Source organism: Halorubellus litoreus, from assembly GCF_037081675.1.
Lineage (GTDB): Archaea > Halobacteriota > Halobacteria > Halobacteriales > Natrialbaceae > Halorubellus > Halorubellus litoreus.
The window spans coordinates 479,969-498,199 of sequence record NZ_JAZAQL010000003.1 but is presented as its reverse complement, the minus strand read 5'-3'; the positions used below and the strand labels follow the sequence as shown (position 1 = coordinate 498,199).

The window sequence follows — 18,231 nt, the reverse complement described above, 5'->3', positions numbered from 1 at the left end:
GGATAGCTTCGTCGGTATCGACCGTCTGGTTCCCGGGATATTCACGCTTATATTTAATGGCCGATCGGAGTGTAGCGTGTGGTAACGGTAGTTGGGACCATGAGTGAGACAGTTCATTGCACGACGTGCGACGAGGAGGTTGCCGTGGTACAGACGGTTGGCTGGCAGGCGAACGTCTGCGCCCAGTGCGGGAACGAACTCGACGACTGACGGGAACGGGGCGACTGTAGCACGCGCGGTCTGCTGTGGAGACGACACCTTCTTATCACCGCCCGGACGAGTTCCTTGCGATGACGACGCGGCGTCGCCAACGGTTCGTCGCCGGGACGATGGCGTGGGCGCTCGGGAGTGCACTCGTCCTGGCATTGGTGGACGCCCTCGCGTACGAACTGTTCTTCGTGACCACCCTCATCGGGTTCCTCGTGGTCGTGGAACTGACGGCACCGCTGAACGTGACGCCCACGTGGCGGGCGCGGTTGAAGTGGCTCATCGGCCTGGGCCTCGTCGCGTTCGCGTACGTCGTCGTTCGACGCATCCTCGAGATACTGCCGCCGGGGGTCCTCTAGATGCGCGTCGAGCTCCCGCAGTACGTGCTGGCGTTCGTCGTGCTCGTCGCCGTCGCTGGCGTCGTCTACGCCGGGAGCACGTCCACCGCTGCCTTCGGGGGGTACAACCCGGCGTGGGACGGGTCCGAGGACGCACGCGTGCTCGCTGCCGAACACGGTGAGACGACCGTCGTTCGGGACGCCGAGGCGTACGAGTCGCTCTCGTCGAACGCGACCGCGGTGGTGTTGTCGCCGGTGAGCGAGTACGATCAGGCGTCGCTCTCGGCGGTGCGAGCGTTCGTCGAACGCGGCGGGACGCTCGTCGTCGCCGGGGACTTCGGTGGCGGCGCCAACGCGTTGCTCTCCGGCGTCGGTGCCGAGGCGAGGATAGACGGCCGCCTGCTCCGCGACGAGCGACGGTACGGGGCGACCCCCGCGATGCCCCTCGCCACGAACGTCACGAACAGCACGTACACGCGCGGCGTCGACCGCCTCGCGCTCAACTATCCGTCCGTGGTGAACGCGACGGATGACGTGCGGGTGCTCGCGCGGAGTTCGTCGTTCAGCTATCTGGACGTGAACCGGAACGACGCGCTCGACGACGCCGAGACGCTCGGCGCCCGCCCGGTCGTGACGGCCGAGTCCGTCGGTGACGGCACCGTCGTCGTCGTCTCCGACCCGAGCCTGTTCATCAACACGATGCTCGACCGGCAGGACAATCGCGCGTTCGTCGTCGCGCTCGCGGACGACGGCCCGGTGGCGTTCGACTACTCGCACGCGGGCGGCGTCCCGCCGCTCGCCGTCCTCGTGCTCGTCCTCGAGGAGTCCGCGCTCGCGCAACTCGCCGTCGGCGCGGTACTCGTCGCGCTCGCCGCCGCGCTCCTCGAGGGCGTCAGTCCACTCGCCGCGCTCGCCGCCGCGCTCCTCGAGGGCGTCAGTCCACTCGCCGCGCTCGAGGACCGACTCGGCCGGGAGCGTCCGCGGACGCCGCTTCGCGACGACGACGTCCGAGCGTTCATCAGGGACCGCCACCCGGACTGGGACGCCGACCGCGTCGAGCGTCTCGCGCAAAGTATTAACCGTCGGTCGCAGAACGATGAAGGCGAACGATGACCCCGGCCGAGGCGTACGAAGCGCTCCGTGACGAGACCCAGACCGTCCTCATCGGACAGGACGAGCTTATCGAGCAGTTCACCGTCGCGCTCCTGACGCGCGGGCACGTCCTCCTGGAGGGCGTTCCCGGGGTCGCGAAGACGACCGCTGGCCACGCGTTCGCTCGCGCGGTCGGCGTCCAGTACAACCGCATCCAGATGACGCCGGACGTCCTGCCGGCGGACGTTACGGGCACGCACGTCTACCGGGAGGCGACCGGCGAGTTCCAGCTCCAGCGCGGTCCGATATTCGCGAACGTCCTCCTCATCGACGAGATCAATCGCGCGACGCCGAAGACCCAGTCCGCGCTCCTGGAGGCGATGCAGGAGCGTCGCGTCACCATCGAGGGCGAGACGCTCGCGCTCCCGACGCCGTTCATGGTCATCGCGACGCAGAACCCCATCGAGATGGAGGGGACGTTCGAGCTGCCGGAGGCGCAACGCGACCGCTTCCAGTTCAAGCTCGTCGTCGACACGCCGTCCCGGGACGACGAACGCCGGATTCTGGACCGGTTCGACGCGGACGTCACGTTGGACGCCGAGTCCGTCGAGCCGGTGTTGTCGTCGGGTGACGTCGCCGAGTTACGCGAGGTCGTCGCGGCCGTGCACGTCGCGCCGCCGGTGAAGGAGTACATCCTGGACGTGGTGCGGGCGGTCCGCGAGCACGAGCACGTCGACGTCGGTGCGTCACCGCGTGCGGCGTTGACGCTCCTGAACGCGGGGAAGGCGCGTGCGGCGATCCACGGCCGAGAGTACGTGATCCCGGACGACGTGAAGGCGATCGCGTTGCCGACGCTCCGGCATCGGATGGTGCTGAACACCGACGCCGACCTCGGGGGCGTCTCGCCAGAGGACGTCGTCGAGGACGTCCTCGGGTCGGTCGTCCCACCGGAAGGGGCGACGGCCGATTCCGCGGCGTCGGACTGACCGCGCTCGATGTCGTATCGCCGCCAGCTCTGGTTCGAGTTCTCTCGACGCGATCACCTGACGGTGCTGACGGTCGCGGTCGCGGTTGCGTTCTTCACGAGCACGGTCATGGTGGCGGGTGCGGTCGCGGGCCAGACGACGGCTATCGCGGCGGACTTCGGGACGCCGGGCGTCGTCTCCGCGGTCGACGCTGAATCCGAGGGCGTGGAGGACCAGTCGGTCGAGGACGGTGTGTACCTCCCGGCGGTGACTGTCGACGGCGGGCGCGTCGACGGGGGGAGCGCCGACGGCGACCGTCGGATACTGGTCGGGGCGAGTAACGCGAGTGCGGCGTGGGTGCGTGACACCGTCGGCGTGCCGTTACCGGGGCCGCCCCCGCGGGGGGTGTCGGTCGAACGCCCGGGGGAGACGACGTCCGTTATCGTGCCCAGCGGGTCGACGACGCGGTCGGTTCGCGTGGTCGCGAGGGACGGTGGTCGGACGGTCGTTCCCGGGGACTGGTACGTCGGTGGGAGCGACCTGGTTCGCGGTGTCGATTCGACCGACGGCGTTCGGGCGAGCGAGTCGACCGGCGGGTACGTCATCCGGAACGCGTCGACGGTCGCCGCGAACGACGGAACGCCACTCCAGGGCGGACTGGCGTTCTTCGCGGCGGCGACCCGCGGCGTGCGAGCGCTCCTCACCGTGACGTCCCTCGGCGTCGGCATCCTGACCGCCGGTATCGTGTTCAGCGTGACCCGGATGACCGTCCGCGACCACCGGCGGACGATCAAGGTTATCCGCGTCACCGGCGGGAGTCGCCGGCGCGTCCTCGTCGACTTCGCCGTGCGTGCGGGCATCCTCGTCGCCGTCGGGCTCGCGCTCGGGTACGCGTTCGGCGTCATCGGCACGAACGCCGCGGTGAACGTCGCCGTCTTCGCCGGACTGCCGACGTCGCTGACGACGCGCGTCACCGCGGAGATAGCGGCGACGCTACTTCCGGGGTACGTCGTCGTGCTCGCGCTCGGCGTCGTCGCCGGCGCGCTCGCGGCACTCCCGTCGGTGCTCGCGAACCCCGCGCACGTCGACGCCGACCGGGACCGCGAGAGCGCCGACGGCCGGTTCTCGCCGACGGTGCTGTCCTGGCGCGTCCTGTGGCCGGCCGCGAGTGCCCTCACGGTGTTCGTGACGGTCGTGCTCGTCGTCGCCGCGGTCGGGGGAGCGCTCGGCCCGCTGGTCGCGGGCGGCGGTCAGACGCTCTCCGAACCGGGCGCCGTCCACCCGGTCGCGAGTAACGTCCCCACGGCGTACGCGGGCGTCTTCGAGGGGAGCGGCGTCGAGGCGAGTCCGGAGGTGCTCGCGTTCACCGTCCTCGACGGACGGGCGACGCTCGTCAGGGGCGCCGAGTACGACCGATTCGCGGCCGTCAGTGACGCGACGATCGAAGCCGGACGCACGCCGAGTGCGCGTCACGAAGCAGTCGTGGGCGCGGACCTCGCGGCCACGCTCGACCTCGGTGTCGGCGACACCGTCACGCTCGGTGGCAGCACCACGCCGGCGTTCACGAGCGTCGACGTCGTCGGCCGCTACGACGCGCCCGGATACCACGACGACCAGCTCGTCGTCTCCCTCCCCACGAGCCGGCATCTCACGGGGAAGGCCGACGATAGCGTGCACTTCGTTCGGCTCGACGACCGCGTCGACGGCGACGACTCGGTCCGCGTTATCGACGTCACCGTCCCCGAGCGAGTCGCCGTCGGCGACCCCGTGCGCGTCACCGCCAGCGTCCTGAACCCCACGAACGAACCGCAGTCGGTCTCGCTACCCGCTCGCTTCGGGGACGCGACCACGCGCATCGAGGCCGACGTCCCTGCGTCGGAGACGTCGACGCTCGACTGGACGGTGACACCGAACGCGACCGGCGAGCAGCCCGTCGAGGTCGGCGACGTGACTCGAACCGTCTCCGTCGTCCCCCCGAACGCGGTCACAGTCGAGGGCCTCCCGGACCGCGTCCCACCGAACGCCACGCTCACCGTCGTCGTCCGAACGCTTTCGGGAAGTCCGGCGAACGCGACCGTCGCGTTCGACGACCAGACCCGGAAAACCGGCGCCGACGGTCGGACGACCGTAACCTTCGCCACCACCGGGACGAGAACGCTCGTCGTCGAACACGACGGCTACGAGACGACCACGACCGTCGAGGTAGCGGCGAACGCGACGCGGTCGCTCACCTACGACTGGAACGCTCCGGCGTCAGTGACGCCGCTCGCACGACCGACGCCGGCACTCGTCGCCACCAACCCCTGGAACCAGTCCGTGACCGAGACCGTCTCGATCGGCGGGCCAGGCGTCCAGACGACGCGAACCGTCACCGTCCCCGCAGGTGGTCGCGACCGGTACGTCGCCCGACCCGGTCGAATCGCGCCCGGTTCGTACGCGTTCACCGCGACCGTCGACGGCCGCACCGTCGTCTCGCACGCGCTCGCCGTCCGCGGCGACGACCGCCTCGCCGCCGCACTCGCCTCGCGCGCCGGCACCGGAGCCGGGTCGACCGGCATCGGTCGCGCCATCGCGACCGTCTTCGGGAACGTCCAGCTCGTGCTCGCCGTCGTCCTCGGGTTCGCCGCACTCATGTCCGTCGCCGGAACCGCCGCCGCGTTCGCGTACGACGTCCACGCCAAGCACCACGAACTCGGCGTCTACCGGACCGTCGGCGCAAGCCGCACGCAGGTCCTCCGAGTCCTCGTCGGTGACGCAGTCCGCATCGGCACCGTAACCACCGCCGTCGCCGTCGCCGCAAGCGGCCTCGCCGTCGCCGCCCTCGACCACAGCGGGCTCCTCCGACTGTTCGGCGTCGACGTCGCACCCGGACTGGCCCCCGGTCTCCTCGCCATCACCGCCGGGACCGCGCTCGCGCTCGCGCTCGCCGGCACCGTCGTCGCCGCCGTCCCCGTCCTCCGCGCCAACCCGATATCGCTCCTCGAACGAGGTGACCGATGATGAATCGACGACAGGCAGTCCTCGGTATCGCGGCCGCGTTCACCGTCGGTATCGCCCTCCGGACGTGGCCGCTCTGGCACTCGCCGCTCCCGTTCAACCCGGACGGCATCATCTACGCTCGCTTCGTCCACGATACCGTTCGCACCGGCTCCCTCCCGCTCTCGCGGATGCACGTCGACGAACTCGCGTTCACGAGTTTCCTCACCACCATCTCGCACGTCACCGGCCTCGACGCCCTCAGGCACGCTCAACCAGCTATCGCCGTCGTCGGCACAGTCCCAGTACTCCTCGCCGCAGCGTTCGCGGGCCGCATCGCCGCCGGTACCCGTCTCGACGCACTCGGTCGCCGGTACGCGGCCGTCCTCGCAGCGGTAGTCCTCGCCGTCGAAGGCCTCTACCTCCACCGGTCGATGCCGGTGGACGAACAGACTCTCGGGCTCGCGCTCGTCCCACTGGCGCTCCTCGCGGTCGCGTACGCCAGTCGACGTGACGCCCGCTGGTGGTTCGTCGCCCTGCCAACGCTTCTCGTGGTTCCAGCCGTCCACAACCTCGACGCGTTCGTCCTCGCGCTCGCGCTCGTCCTCCTCGCCGTCCTTGCACTCGACTCTGCCGAACTCGGGCGGCTCAGGTCCCTCGGTACACTCGCCATCGGCTTCTTCGCGTACTTCGCGACGTATAACGTCGCCACGCAAACACTCACCGACGCCAGCATCAACCAGCAGGACCGACTGACCACCGTCCCCGGTCTCATCCTTGCGTGGCTCGTCCTGGCCGCCATCGGCCTCCGCTGGTTCACCAGCCGTCGCGACAGCACCAAGCGTACCCTCCTCGCGAGCGTCCTCCTCACCTGGTTCGTCGTCCTCGCGGTCAACGCCCTCGCCCCCATCTTCCCCGGGCTCCCCAGTACGCACCCAACGATACTCTACGGGATCGCGCCGCTCGTCCTCCTCGTCGTCCTCCTCGCCTACGGTCTCCCGGACGTGCTCGACACCACCGAAGGGACGTCGCTCCTCGCCGGACTCGCGGCCGTCGTCGTCCTCGTCGGCATCTCCCTGACAGCCTCCCTCACCGCCGACTACCTGAACACCCTCTACCGCGTCCAGACGTTCTCGCACCTCCCCGTCGTCACGATAGCCGCCGTCGCCGCCGCTCGCATCAGCACTCGAACAGGCCTCCTCGACGACATTCCAGGGTTCGACCGCAGGCGACCGTCGGCGCGTACGGCCGCCGGCGCGCTCGCCGTCGTCGTCGTCCTCGCGAGCGTCGCCAGCATCCCGATAGCCTACGGCGGCCTCGACGTCCTCCCGTACAAGGGCGTCACCACCCCCGCGGAACTCCAGAGCACGGGGTTCGCCGAACGCCACGTCCCGGGTGCGTGGACGAGCGACGACCACCTCACGCGGATGACGCCGTACTACACGAGCGCGGGCGACGGGCGGAGAGGGCCGACGGACGCCTACCTCACGGGAAGTCCACCCCCCGGGTGCCCGATGCTCGTCCAGGCATCGTGGTCGACGACCGGTGCACAACGCTACCCACAGACCGCCGCCGTCGTCCCGCCACCACGACTCGAGGCCACGATGATCACGAGCCACGTCGTCTATCACACCGGAGGGGCGGACCCCATCTCGCTCACGATTGCTCGGTCCGCCGCCGACGACTGCACCAATTCGAGCGTCTGACCGCAGAAACCTCGCTCTCGTCGAGGAACATCGCTGGGAGGTTCTCGCTGACGACTACCCCGTCGATCGCGCCCGACCACTCAGAGAGGGCACCCATCGATCGCGGTCACTGGACAGTAGAGTCGGAGCAGATTCCGCGACCGGTTCGAACACGAACCAAACACTAGCGGGTCGCTTCCAGTCAGGAGAGTCGCTGGTGAGAGTCGAACGGAGGACGCCCGCGAACCGGTACGGGGAGGCTAGTTCCGTTGTGCGAGCGTGCTCAGGAAGAACGCGCTGAACACCGTCTGCATCCCCAGGACGAGGAGCGTGAACGCGCCGATGTTCGCGACGACCGACGGCAGCATCGCGTACCCCTGGGTCAGCCAGACGTAGAGACTGTACGCCGCGTACAGCCCGCCAGTGGCGACCATGAGCGTGCCAATGGTCGCACCGCGCTCGAGACTGACGGCGGTCGTCAACCAGTGCGTGAGCCGGTCGTCCGGCTTCCGGATCGGATCGCTCGCAACCGTCGAGAACACCCCGAAGCTCCCGACCTGATACCCGACCATCGTGAGGAGACTCCCAGCGATCATCGTCCGAACGCCGAACATCGCACCGCCGACCGACGTTCCGGTCGCGGCAAGCCCCATCAAGACGACACCTAGAGCGCCGATGACGAGCCCCGGAATCGAGAACAGGTACCCCGGAGCGTTCACGAGCATGAACCGGACGTGCCGCCACCCGTCCTTGAAGCTCTCCAGGGTCTCCTCCCCCTCGCGCTCGTGGTAGACGATCGGCGTCTCGTCGATCGTGAGGTCACGAGCGCCAGCCTCCATGATCATCTCGCTCGCGAACTCCATCCCGTCGGTCTCGAGGTCCATCTCGTCGTACGCGGCCTTCGAGAACACGCGGAACCCGGAGTGCGCGTCCGACACACCGGCCTCGTAGAAGACGTTCAGGAACTTCGTCAACAGCGGATTCCCGACGTGCTGGTGGAGTGCCGGCATCGCACCGTCCTTGATCTCGCCCTCGAGACGACTCCCCATCACCATGTCCGCGTCGCCGTTCCGGACCGGTTCGAGCAATCGCGGTATCTGCTCGAAGTCGTACGTCGTGTCGGCGTCGCCCATGACGATGTACTCGCCGCGCGTTCGGTCGAACGCGTACCGGTACGCGTACCCGTACCCCTTGCCGTCCGGTTCGACGACGATCGCACCCATCTCGCGAGCGATCTCCGGCGTCCGGTCGCTGGAGGAGTCGCTCACGATAATCTCACCGGTCAATCCAGCCGTCTCAAGGGCGCGTTTCGTTCGTTCGATGCATTCGGCGATCCCTTCCTCCTCGTTCATCGTCGGCATGACGATGGAGAGGACGGGTTCGGTGTCGCTGTCGGCGCCGAGGAGCAACTCCTCCGCACTCTCGTTCTCGTCTATCTCACGCTCGATGCGGCTCTCGTCGTCATGTCTACCGTGTGTGTCAGCCTTCGTGGACGCGTTACTCATCTCTATCTCCCATTCCCTTGGTGGTTCACTCGCGAGGTGTGATCGGTGACGATCCGCAGTCGACGCAGACGTAATCCCCCTGGACCGTCTCGGCGACAGGCGCATTGCACTCAATACATTTCAAGCGCGCGTTCCGCACGCGGCGTGGGTATCTCCCCATCGACTCATACTTCTCGCCCCCATCGAAATAAGTTGTGGCTCGCGTATTTACCGAATTGTTATAATCAAGAACAGTTGCCGGAATCAACCCTGCAGTAGCAGGGCACAAACAGTGCTGTGTCGGGCGTAATGACTGGTACGCAATGAGACACGTCACCGGCTGTGACCCGTTCAGGCGCCGGGCATGCGTCTGAGGTCGCTGTGAACGCTGCTGGTCGTTCGAGTCCAGTCCCCGGGACCGGTTGCTTCCACGGGAACGCTCGTCGTCGCGTTGGTCCCCTCGGTGACGTTCACCCAGAGGTGTAGTTCTCGGTACGCGTTCTCCGCGGTCGGATCCGGTGGGGCGTCGCCCGCGTAGAGGAGGAAGACGACGCGGAGGTCCTCGCCGGTCATCGTCGGGGTGATGGAGACGTTCCGGAGTGCCGTCTCGTTGTCCGCGACTCGCGTCGTGTAGCTGTCGAGCTGTCGCTGTTCGAGGACGGAGACGTTCGTCTCGTTGTCGACGAGTTCGACGCGTTGGAGTGCGACGACCACGGTGTAGTTCTCGGTGCGGCCTTCGTGGTTCCCGACGCCGACGACCACGGGCTTCGATTCGCTCGCGGTGTAGTTCGTCGGGTAGTCGTCGGCGACGAGCGCGCCGGTCTCGTTCTCGGTGAGGACGTAGAACTCGCTGAACTGCTCGCCGTCCTTCGGCACGGCGACGGCGTACCCGACGCTGGCGGCCGCGAGGAGGATGGACGCGACGAGGAGGACGTTCAGTGCCGCGTCGCCTCGGGAGTCGGGGTTCAGGAGTTCGTCTCGTCCGGCTGCGAACCAGGCGGCGTATGGAACCGTGAACCGGTCGTCGACGGGGAGTTCGCGTCGGCGTCGGGCGGCGACGGCGACGGCGGCGAGCGTGAACGCTGCGAGACTCACCATGATGGGGACGAGGCGGATGCCGAACGGCGTGAAGTTCAGGGCGAGGCCGATGAGTGGAACGATCGCGATACTGAGGCCGAACGAGAGCGCGACGCGCTCGATGCCGTCGATGCCGCCGTCCCGGTTCGTCGGGCCGGTCGTCAGTTTCTCGCGGAGACCGCCAGCGTCGTCGTCGGCTTCGTCGTCCGCGCCGGTCGAGTTCGGCCGGTCGGGAGCGTCCGCTTCGGTGGTGGTATCCTCGAGGTCGGGGCCTGCTTCGGGGAAGAGTGCAGCGATGAACGCGTACCCCGGAACGAACAGGACGAACGGGAGGCCGAGGACGACGCGCAGCGGCGTCTCGCGCACCCCCGGGACGAACACGGCGACCACGGTGAGCACGAGGAGTGCGAGGATCGCCGCGAGGTCCGCGGGGAGGGTCCGGACTGGCTTCGGAATCGCCAGCCACCAGTCCGACGTGTCAGCCATCGCCAACGGCTAACGCGACCGCGCCATTAAGTCGTTCGATTACTGGAACCCGGCTGATACGACCGGATCGGGGGACGTCGGCGTCGACGTCGTTCACGTCCCGGTCGCGTCCGTCGTCGGTGTGTCCGCTGTCGAGCCGGCGTCGTTCGCCGAGACCGTGTCCGCAGCCGAGAGGGTGTCCGCGAGCGAGTGCGCGGCGGTTCGGACGGCGGCGGCCTGGTCGTCGTCGACGTCGGTCTCGGCGAACGTGACGCGTTCGTACGCTTCGACGACGGTGCGGAGGTCGTCGTCGAGTTCCGGTGCGTCCGCGACGACCGCGCGGTAGAGCTCCCAGTGAGTCGCAGTCCGCGAGATGTCCAGGTGTCCGCGGAGTGCGTTCCGGAGTGCGTGGTACGTCGATTGGACCTGGCTGTTCGGGTCGCTGTCGGCGAGTTCGTCGAGGCGGTCCTCGAGGGTTCCCGCGGTCGAACTGTCGGGTCGCGCTGGCTTCGGGTCGGTCGCCCATTCGACGTCGGCCTCGGTCGAGGACGTGGACTGTCGTCGCCAGCGGACCGCGACCGCGAGAGCGACGACGACCGCTAGCCCACCGCCGAGGTACGGGCCGACCGCGACGAGTTGCGCGACGATACCCGTCGCGCCCGGTCCCGTCGACGGCCCGCCGTCGCCCGAGCCCCCGGCGGCTTGCAGTTCGATCTGCTGGCTGGCGGAGCTGTCCGCGAGGTTCGTGCCGGTGCCGTCGTAGACGGCGCGCACCGTGACCGTCCCAGTGGTCGCGTCGACGCGCGCCGTCGTCCGGTATCGGCCGTCCGCGTCGGTGCGCGTGACGGCGACGCGCTCGCCGGCGACGCGGACGACGACGCGCTGGTCACCGACTGGGGTTCCGTCGTCCGTGGTGAACGTCCCCGATAGCTGCACGCGGTCGTCGTTCGTCGCGGTGGCGTCGAGCGAGAGGTCGGTACCCGTGGTCTCGACGAGGAGCGTGCTCCGTGAGACGTTCGCGTCGACGGCGCGACCGGTCTCGCCAGCGCGGACGCGAACCGTCACCTCGCCGGGCGAGACGTCGGCCGGGAGTCGAGGCGTCGCGCGATACCGGCCGTCCGCACCGGTCCGGACGGTGGCGAGCGTGCTGCCAGCTACCGTCACGGCCACGGGCACGTCGTCGACCGCGACCCCGTCGACGGTGACGCGGCCGGCGACGGGGACGCGGTCGCCGTATCCCGCGGCCGTCACGTCGTCGACGGTGACTCGTGGCGTCACGCCGACGACGGTCACGTTCACGGACGCGTTCGTCCCGACGTAGAGCGACGTCGGGTCGGGCACGAACGCGACGGGGAGTCGCTGGTCGCCGACGGGGGTCGTCCGCGGCCGATACTCGGTTCGTATCGAGCCGTTCTCGGCGACGCCGACCGTCCGCGTCCGGCCACCGATTCGAAGCCGGACCTCGTCGGGCATCGAGGCGTTCCCGAGAACGCGGAGTTGACCTCGTAGGACGGCCGGTTCGAGGAACGAGATGGTGTCGTCGTCGACGGACACGGTTAGTTCCGTGGCGACGAGTTCCTCGGCCTGGATGGTCGACGCCTCCTCGGTGACGTTCTCCGTCACCGATTCGAACTCCTCGACGGTCGAGGAGAGGTTCTGCCCGGTGAGGTTCCCGAGGCGCGTGTAGGTCTCGTTCAGCCGGCGTTGTGAGCGTCGGAGTTCCTCCGAGAGCGTCGTCAGTTCGCGAGCGAGTTCGCGGGCGCGAGCGTCGTTCCCGTTCGCCTTCGCCTCCTGGTACGCCTCGTAGGTCGCCTCGTACTCCTGGGAAGTGTTCGCGTACGTTCGCTGCGCGGCGCGCGTGGCGTTCAGGGTGTTCGCGGTCCGGTCGTCCGCTCGCGCGTCGGTCTCGCCCGCGACGTCGACGTACTGGCCGAGGAAGCCAGTGTACTCGTCGCCGAGTGCGCGTTTCCCGGCCTCGTACTGGCCTTGCGTGATCTGGACGCTGCTCTCCTGGAGCGAGTTCAGCATGCGCGAACTCAGCCAGCCTTTCACGGCGCCGAGGTCGCCGTTCTCGTCGACGGCGTCGGGGTCCTCGTGCTGGACGGTCGTCCCGTTCGACGATTCGTTGTCGTCGTCCTGGAAACCGTGCTGACGCGCGGCGAGCGACGACGGTTCAGCTGGTGGTTCCGACACCGCGTGCTCGTCGTCGCTCGCGTCGGACGCCAGCGGTGTTCCGGGCGTGCTCCCGCTGACTGCGGTGGGCGTGCTCCCGCTGACTGCGGTGGGCGTGCTCCCGCTGACTGAGCTAGGCGTGCTTGCGGCGACGACGGTCGGTGCCGTAAGGACGAGGACGAGCAGGCAGGTGGCGACGACTCGGCCGCGAGCACGCATCGTGTGGTCGATATCGGCGGGTTCGAGGTAAACCTCTTTCGCCATCGGGAGGTCCGAGACCGCGAGCGGACGCGTCGATGGCGCGGAGAATCGGTTCGAACCCAAAGAGTTCAATGCGGTTCGCTCGTTCGCCTACGGTATGCTTCCGACGCGTCGGTGCTGGGTGACGGGTGGCATCGGCGTGGCGCTCCTCGCGCTGTTCGCGCTCACCGGGTCGGTTCCGTACCTCGTCGGCGCGGTCGGCGTCGGCGCGTTCGTGCTCGCGGACGCCATCGCGTTCGCTGGGCGCGCGAGGCGCGTCGTCGAGGACGTCCAGGTGACGCAGACGCTGTCGCCGACGAGCGTCCTGGAGGGCCGGCCCGTGCAATTGACGACCGAACTCGTCACGAACGCGCCCGTCGACTGCGTCGCCGCGGTGGAGTGCGACGCGCCGCTGGCTGCGACGCACGTGGACGGCCGGACGCGACGGACCGTCGATGCGGGGTCGTCGACGGGCGACGACGAGACGACGGTCAGCGGTGTGACGACGGTTCGCGTGTTCGGGACGTACGAGCTACCGGTTCCTGGACGGTTCGCGTTCGGTGCGCCGACGCTCGAACTCGCGAGCCCGCAGGGGTTGTTCACGGAACGCGTCGCGTGCGGCGACGCCGTCTCCTGTACCGTCGAGCCGAGCACGCCGACCGACGTCGTCGTCGGCGAGAGCGGCACTCGCATCAGTCTCGGCGTCGGCGAGCACGACGCCCTGATCGGTGGGAGCGGGTTCACGCCCGGGGACCTCCGCGAGTACACGGCGAGCGACCCGCAGTCCCGTATCGACTGGAAGACGACGGCGCGACAGGGAGAGCCGTACGTCCGGGATTTCGAGGCCGCCGGGGAACTGGAGACGCTCCTGTTCGTCGACCACCGCGAGTCGACGGCCGTGGGACCGGAGGGCCGTCGAGCGCTCGATTACCTGCGGTCGGTCGCGCTCTCGCTCGTCGACCGTGCGGCAGCCGCTGACGACCCGGTCGGATTGTTCACGCTCGGTGACGACGGCATCACGGGTCGGTTCGCGCCGAGCGCCAACACCACGCAGTATCGGCGCGTGAAGACGGCGTTGTTCGACGTCGATGCGTCCACCGGGACGACGGACGGTCGTCGTAGTCGGGCGCGACGGCCCGTGCAACCGCGACCCGGTGAGGAGACGGCGTTCGACCGGACGTTGGCTGCGTACACCGAGACGGTTCAGGGGTTCGTCGAGCAGGTCACCGAGGACCCGCTGTTCCGGACGGTGGAGACGACGCTCGCTCGAACGCGTGGCGAGCCCTGGGTCGTCCTGTTCACGACCGACGCTCGCCCTGCGGAGGTCCTGGAGACGGTCCGAGGGCTCGGGTCTCGCGTCGCGCACGTCACCGTGTTCGTCGCGCCGACGGTCCTCTTCGAGGAGGACTCGCTGACCGACCTGGACGGTGCGTACGACCGGTACAGCGAGTTCGAGTCGTTCCGTCGCCGGCTCGTCGGCGACGGCGTCGACGCCTACGAGGTCGCACCCGGGGACCGGTTGGACGCCGTTCTCGCCGCGGGGACGGGGAGGAGGACGGATGCGTCGACGGCGCAGAGCGACGTCAGTGGGGGGTCGCGATGACGTCGGTTCGCGAGCGCGTTCGGGTGGCGCCGACGGTCGCGGTCGCGGTGGCGTGCGTCGGCCTCGCGCTCGCTCGACCGGCCGGTATCGCGCTCGCGGTCCTCCTGGCGCTGTCGGTCGCGTTGCCGTGGCCGCTCCCGTTCGCGTTCGGCCAGGTCGCGGCCGCTGTGGCGTTCGACGGCCTGGCGTTCTCGACGCCGTTCGTCCTCGTCCAGGCCGGGTTGTGGCTGGCGCTCGCGCTCGCCGTGGGGACGTCCGCGGGTACTGACGGTCGGTATCCACGAGCAACGGCGCTCGCAGTGGGGGTCGCCGGGACCCTCCTCGTCGCGCTCGTGGCGTGGCCGGCAGGGAGTCCGCTGACGCAGGCGGGCGTCGCTGCGACCGTGATTACGGTGGTTCTTTATGTCGTTCACCGATACGAGCAGGTGACAGTGGGACTGGTAGAACGATGAGCGAGACGGATTCCACAGCCACGTCGTCGCCGGCCGACGACGAGTCCATCGACGCGTCGACAGCTGCGGTGTCGTCGGGGGATGATTCGGTAGCGGACGTCGAGCGGTCGCTCCTGCGGACCGAGAACGAACGTCTGCGCCGGGAGCTCGAACGGACGACGCGGACGACGTACCGACGGACCGCGCTCGCGCTCCTCGCGGTCGGACTGGCGAGCGCCGGACTCGGACTCGTCCTGCCAGCCGGGCGAACCGTCCTCGTCGTCGTTGGCGCGATCGGTATCTTCGGGGGGATCCTCACGTGGTACCTGACGCCCGATACCGTGCTCTCGGCGTCCGTTCCCGAGTCCGTCGTGGACGCGCACTCTCGCACCGTCTCGGACCTCCAGACCGAACTGGGGCTCCGCGAGGACGTCCTCTACGTCCCCGCCCCGGGACAGGTCGCCGAGACCAGGGTGTTCCTGCCGCTCCACGCCGCCTACGAGGTTCCGGACGCGCTCACGGACCTGTTCGTGACCGCCGTCGACGACGCGGACGAACGGACTCGCGGCGTCGCACTGCAGCCGACGGGCGCGCACCTCTATCGGGCGCTCGACGGGTCGCTCGACGGCGACCTCACTCCCGACAGACTGCCGGATGCGGTCCCAGAAGCGCTCGTCGAGCAGTTCGAGCTCGCCGCGAGCGCTCGTGGGGACCGCACCGGGGAGACGTTCACCGTCGAGCTCGACGCACCCGCGATCGACGGTCTCGACCGACCCGACCATCCGGTCGTCTCCTTCGTCGGTGTGGCCACAGCTCGTGCACTCGACCGCCCCGTGACGGTCGAGACGGTCGACGCCGAGGACGGCCGCATCGTCCTCGCCTGGTGACCGGTCATCGCCGTCGGGTCCGCGAATCATTGTAAAGGTGCCCCAACTGTGAGAGGGGTACGCACTCCGATACCGTACGCGCTCCGGGCATTACCGCGGATAGTCGCTGTATACTTATCTTCCGATAGAGCGTCCTCTGACCACTGATGGCGGAGTTCGAGCGGTGACGAGCGAGACGGTCGACTGGGCTCGACTGACGCGGCCCGGGTGTCCGGGTTGCGTGCCGTAGAGAGAGTGCAATACCGTGTTTCATTACACCGACGAAGAGAAGGGCTGGACCGTGGATGCCGTCGACGAGCCGAGTTCGCTGACGGTCGGAACAGAGTGGCGGAAGGTGCCCAGTATGGCGGTGATAGAGACCGTGGCCGTGGCGACCGACCGCTCGCAGCTCGAGCTGCCGCCCCTGCAGGCGTCTATCGAGGTGGACGCGCTCGACGACCTCCTCACGGGCCCCTCGGTGTCCGTCATCTACGTGTCGTTCCGGTACGCCGGGACGACGGTGACGATCGGGAGCGACCGCTCTCTCGTCGTCGACGTCCAGTGAGCCATTGGTCGACCTAACCGCTCGTGTCTCTCCGCGCCGTCGTTCAGTTGAACGACGACACCGATTTATCACCATTGGTTCCGTGTGTCCTCGTATGAGCGGAGAGGACTTCGACGGCAACCGCGCCGGCGGGAGCGGAGAGTGCTCGCCGGTCCCGGGTCTCGATGCTGGGACGCATCGCGCGCTCAGCTCCGCGGTCAGACGCCGCGTCCTCGACCTCGTCCTCGACGACCCACGTGAGTGGTCGCGGGGAGAACTCGCGACAGCACTCGTCGAGTGGGAGCGCAACGCGACGGTCGAGTCCGCGACGCCAGCGAACCGAGACCACCTCCTGATACTGCTCCATCACGACCACCTGCCGCACCTCGACGACGCTGGCTTGCTCTCGTACGATCCCGAGGACGGTATCGTCACCCCTGAACCGATGGACGACGCGGTGAAGCGTGCCGTCCGTCGAGCGACCGGCGACGAGGGCGACGACTGACGCACCTGGTTCGGGGACCACGGCCCGGCTCGACTCAACTTATTTCTCGTCGCCGAGCGTACGTCTTGGTGGACGATACCATGCCCCGAACAATCGAACTCGACGACGAACTGGCAGAACGACTCGACCGCCACCTCGAGGAGGACGAGACCATCCCCGAACTCATCGCCGAACTCGTGTCGATGTACGAGACGGATGGCACGTTCCTCCAGGAAGGCTACAGCGAGTGACGTGCTGCGAAGCGTCGCGCCTCGACGTACCAGGTCGTTCCCGCGTAACTCCGGGCCCATGCAGTCGCCGAACGGCGCTCGCGCCCGGAGTCGCTCGCGACTCTCGGGCCGCGAGATTCAGCGTCCTGGTTGATACGCGCTAGTCGCGTCTAGAAGGACATGAGTCGGAATGCCGACGCCCCCGAGCGGACCGACGGCGACCGCCGCCGTGGAGAGCACGCTTCGCCGACCCGTGGAGGGTCAACGTCCGCGGACAGGGGCGTCTTCCGCCCGGCGTACGGCCCGGTAGATGCCGTACTCGGGTACGTGCTGTTCTACGTCGTTGTCGACCGCGTGACGCCGGCGTTCGTCGACGTCCTGACCGACGCGTCTCTCGGCATCAGTGCAGGGATGGTGACGTTCGGGTTGGCTGCGTTCCTCTGGTTCGTCCTCGCGTTGACCGTCGTCGACCAGGTCGGTCGACAGGTCGCAGCGTTCAGGGGGCGGACGGACGAGAGCGGGCTCTGGGCTCGCATCCCGTCGGAGACGGAAGCGACCGTGGCGTCGCTGGCGGTCGTGATAGGCGGGGCGCTCGCAGCGGCCACGTTCACGGTCGCGATGGCGACGCTCCCCGACGTGGTACGTTCGGTCGCGGCGTTCGACGTGACGGGAGTCGTCGCGCTGGACGTCGTGACGCTCGCGACGTTCTTCGCGTCGTACGCGGCCGCCACCTGGGGCGCCGACAGACTGCTCGTCGGGGGGGTCCGAGTCATCTGGACCGAGTGACGGTCGCGTCGCCTTGAACCGAAGACACGCAGAGAGCCGTCGCGGTGACTACTCGAGTGTGCGCGAGAGCTACGCGCGGTCGATAGAGCAAGTAAGAACGTGAGTGAGTGAGTGAGCGAGCTAGTGAGCGCCCGTCGGTCAGCGAACAACGGTGACCGGGCAGGACGCGCGCTCGACGAGGTTCTTCGCGACGCTCCCGAGGACGCGTTCTGCGCGCTCGCTCTTCCCGGTCGTGCCGACGAAGACGCCGTCAGCGTCCACGTCCGCAGCGTACGAGGCGACCTCGGACGCCGGGTTCCCGTAGAGGAGTTCCGTGTCGACCGAGAGCCCGAGCGCCTCGGCGTCCACCATGGACTCCTCGAGGATGCGCGCGCCGCGGTCCTCGGCGTCGCGGACGGTCGAGACGAGGAGGTCGTCGGCCTCGCTCACGTCCGCGAGTGGTTCGCTCGCAGTGCTCGCGTACACGTCGGGGTCCACGACGTGCACGAGCGTCACGTGGTCGCGGGTTGCGTCGACGAGCGACGCCGCGTATTCGATCGCTCTGTCACCGGCTGCCGACCCGTCGGTCGCGATGAGGAATCGCATA

16 protein-coding genes are annotated in these 18,231 nt (G+C 68.6%); 12 read left to right on the top strand and 4 right to left on the bottom strand.

Annotated elements, in window-relative coordinates:
• Window positions 1-290 precede the first annotated feature (290 nt).
• Genes VYJ16_RS17180 through VYJ16_RS17160 form a run of 5 tightly spaced genes read left to right on the top strand, consistent with a single transcriptional unit; the run spans window position 291 to window position 7,284 of the window.
• Window positions 291-566 carry a DUF8044 family membrane protein gene (locus VYJ16_RS17180; protein ID WP_336351540.1) on the top strand — a complete coding sequence of 92 codons (276 nt, stop codon included), beginning with the start codon at window positions 291-293 and terminating at the stop codon, window positions 564-566.
• Complete coding sequence (locus VYJ16_RS17175; protein ID WP_336351539.1) at window positions 567-1,658, top strand: DUF4350 domain-containing protein; 1,092 nt, start codon at window positions 567-569, stop codon at window positions 1,656-1,658.
• Window positions 1,655-2,623: an AAA family ATPase gene (locus VYJ16_RS17170; RefSeq protein ID WP_336351538.1), complete on the top strand. Its 969-nt coding sequence runs from the start codon at window positions 1,655-1,657 to the stop codon at window positions 2,621-2,623. Before VYJ16_RS17175 ends, VYJ16_RS17170 begins: the two co-directional genes overlap by 4 nt.
• Window positions 2,624-2,632: 9 nt before the next feature.
• Window positions 2,633-5,602, top strand: a complete 2,970-nt coding sequence (locus tag VYJ16_RS17165; protein ID WP_336351537.1) for an FtsX-like permease family protein — start codon at window positions 2,633-2,635, stop codon at window positions 5,600-5,602.
• On the top strand, window positions 5,602-7,284 hold the full coding sequence (locus VYJ16_RS17160; protein ID WP_336351536.1) for a hypothetical protein: 1,683 nt from the start codon (window positions 5,602-5,604) through the stop codon (window positions 7,282-7,284). Before VYJ16_RS17165 ends, VYJ16_RS17160 begins: the two co-directional genes overlap by 1 nt.
• A 239-nt stretch (window positions 7,285-7,523) precedes the next feature.
• Here VYJ16_RS17160 and VYJ16_RS17155 read toward each other — a convergent pair whose 3' ends face one another.
• The 3 genes from VYJ16_RS17155 to VYJ16_RS17145 form a co-directional block, all read right to left on the bottom strand.
• On the bottom strand, window positions 7,524-8,768 hold the full coding sequence (locus VYJ16_RS17155; protein WP_336351535.1) for a glycosyltransferase family 2 protein: 1,245 nt from the start codon (window positions 8,766-8,768) through the stop codon (window positions 7,524-7,526).
• A gap of 330 nt (window positions 8,769-9,098) precedes the next feature.
• Complete coding sequence (locus VYJ16_RS17150) at window positions 9,099-10,310, bottom strand: DUF1616 domain-containing protein (protein WP_336351534.1); 1,212 nt, start codon at window positions 10,308-10,310, stop codon at window positions 9,099-9,101.
• Window positions 10,311-10,403: 93 nt separating this feature from the next.
• On the bottom strand, window positions 10,404-12,725 hold the full coding sequence (locus tag VYJ16_RS17145) for a DUF4129 domain-containing protein (RefSeq protein ID WP_336351533.1): 2,322 nt from the start codon (window positions 12,723-12,725) through the stop codon (window positions 10,404-10,406).
• A 94-nt stretch (window positions 12,726-12,819) separates the two neighbouring features.
• On the opposite strand from VYJ16_RS17145, the gene VYJ16_RS17140 reads away from it, so the two are divergent.
• From VYJ16_RS17140 to VYJ16_RS17110, 7 genes are all read left to right on the top strand, one after another.
• Window positions 12,820-14,304, top strand: coding sequence for a DUF58 domain-containing protein (locus tag VYJ16_RS17140; RefSeq protein WP_336351532.1), 1,485 nt, complete (start codon window positions 12,820-12,822; stop codon window positions 14,302-14,304).
• Entirely contained in the window at window positions 14,301-14,756 is a 456-nt protein-coding gene (locus tag VYJ16_RS17135; protein WP_336351531.1) for a DUF8163 family membrane protein, read from the top strand. The genes VYJ16_RS17140 and VYJ16_RS17135 overlap by 4 nt, the downstream gene beginning before the upstream one ends.
• Window positions 14,753-15,622, top strand: a complete 870-nt coding sequence (locus VYJ16_RS17130) for a DUF7982 domain-containing protein (RefSeq protein ID WP_336351530.1) — start codon at window positions 14,753-14,755, stop codon at window positions 15,620-15,622. The genes VYJ16_RS17135 and VYJ16_RS17130 overlap by 4 nt, the downstream gene beginning before the upstream one ends.
• A gap of 244 nt (window positions 15,623-15,866) precedes the next feature.
• Window positions 15,867-16,166: a HalOD1 output domain-containing protein gene (locus tag VYJ16_RS17125; protein WP_336351529.1), complete on the top strand. Its 300-nt coding sequence runs from the start codon at window positions 15,867-15,869 to the stop codon at window positions 16,164-16,166.
• 94 nt (window positions 16,167-16,260) lie between these two features.
• Window positions 16,261-16,650, top strand: coding sequence for a DUF7344 domain-containing protein (locus tag VYJ16_RS17120; protein ID WP_336351528.1), 390 nt, complete (start codon window positions 16,261-16,263; stop codon window positions 16,648-16,650).
• Window positions 16,651-16,730: 80 nt separating this feature from the next.
• Complete coding sequence (locus VYJ16_RS17115; RefSeq protein WP_227133084.1) at window positions 16,731-16,880, top strand: DUF7557 family protein; 150 nt, start codon at window positions 16,731-16,733, stop codon at window positions 16,878-16,880.
• 159 nt (window positions 16,881-17,039) lie between these two features.
• The gene (locus VYJ16_RS17110) at window positions 17,040-17,645 is read left to right on the top strand and encodes a hypothetical protein (RefSeq protein ID WP_336351527.1); all 606 of its coding nucleotides are present in this window, start codon (window positions 17,040-17,042) and stop codon (window positions 17,643-17,645) included.
• Window positions 17,646-17,783: 138 nt separating this feature from the next.
• On the opposite strand, the gene VYJ16_RS17105 is transcribed toward VYJ16_RS17110, so the two are convergent.
• Entirely contained in the window at window positions 17,784-18,230 is a 447-nt protein-coding gene (locus tag VYJ16_RS17105; RefSeq protein ID WP_336351526.1) for a universal stress protein, read from the bottom strand.
• Window position 18,231: the final 1 nt, after the last annotated feature.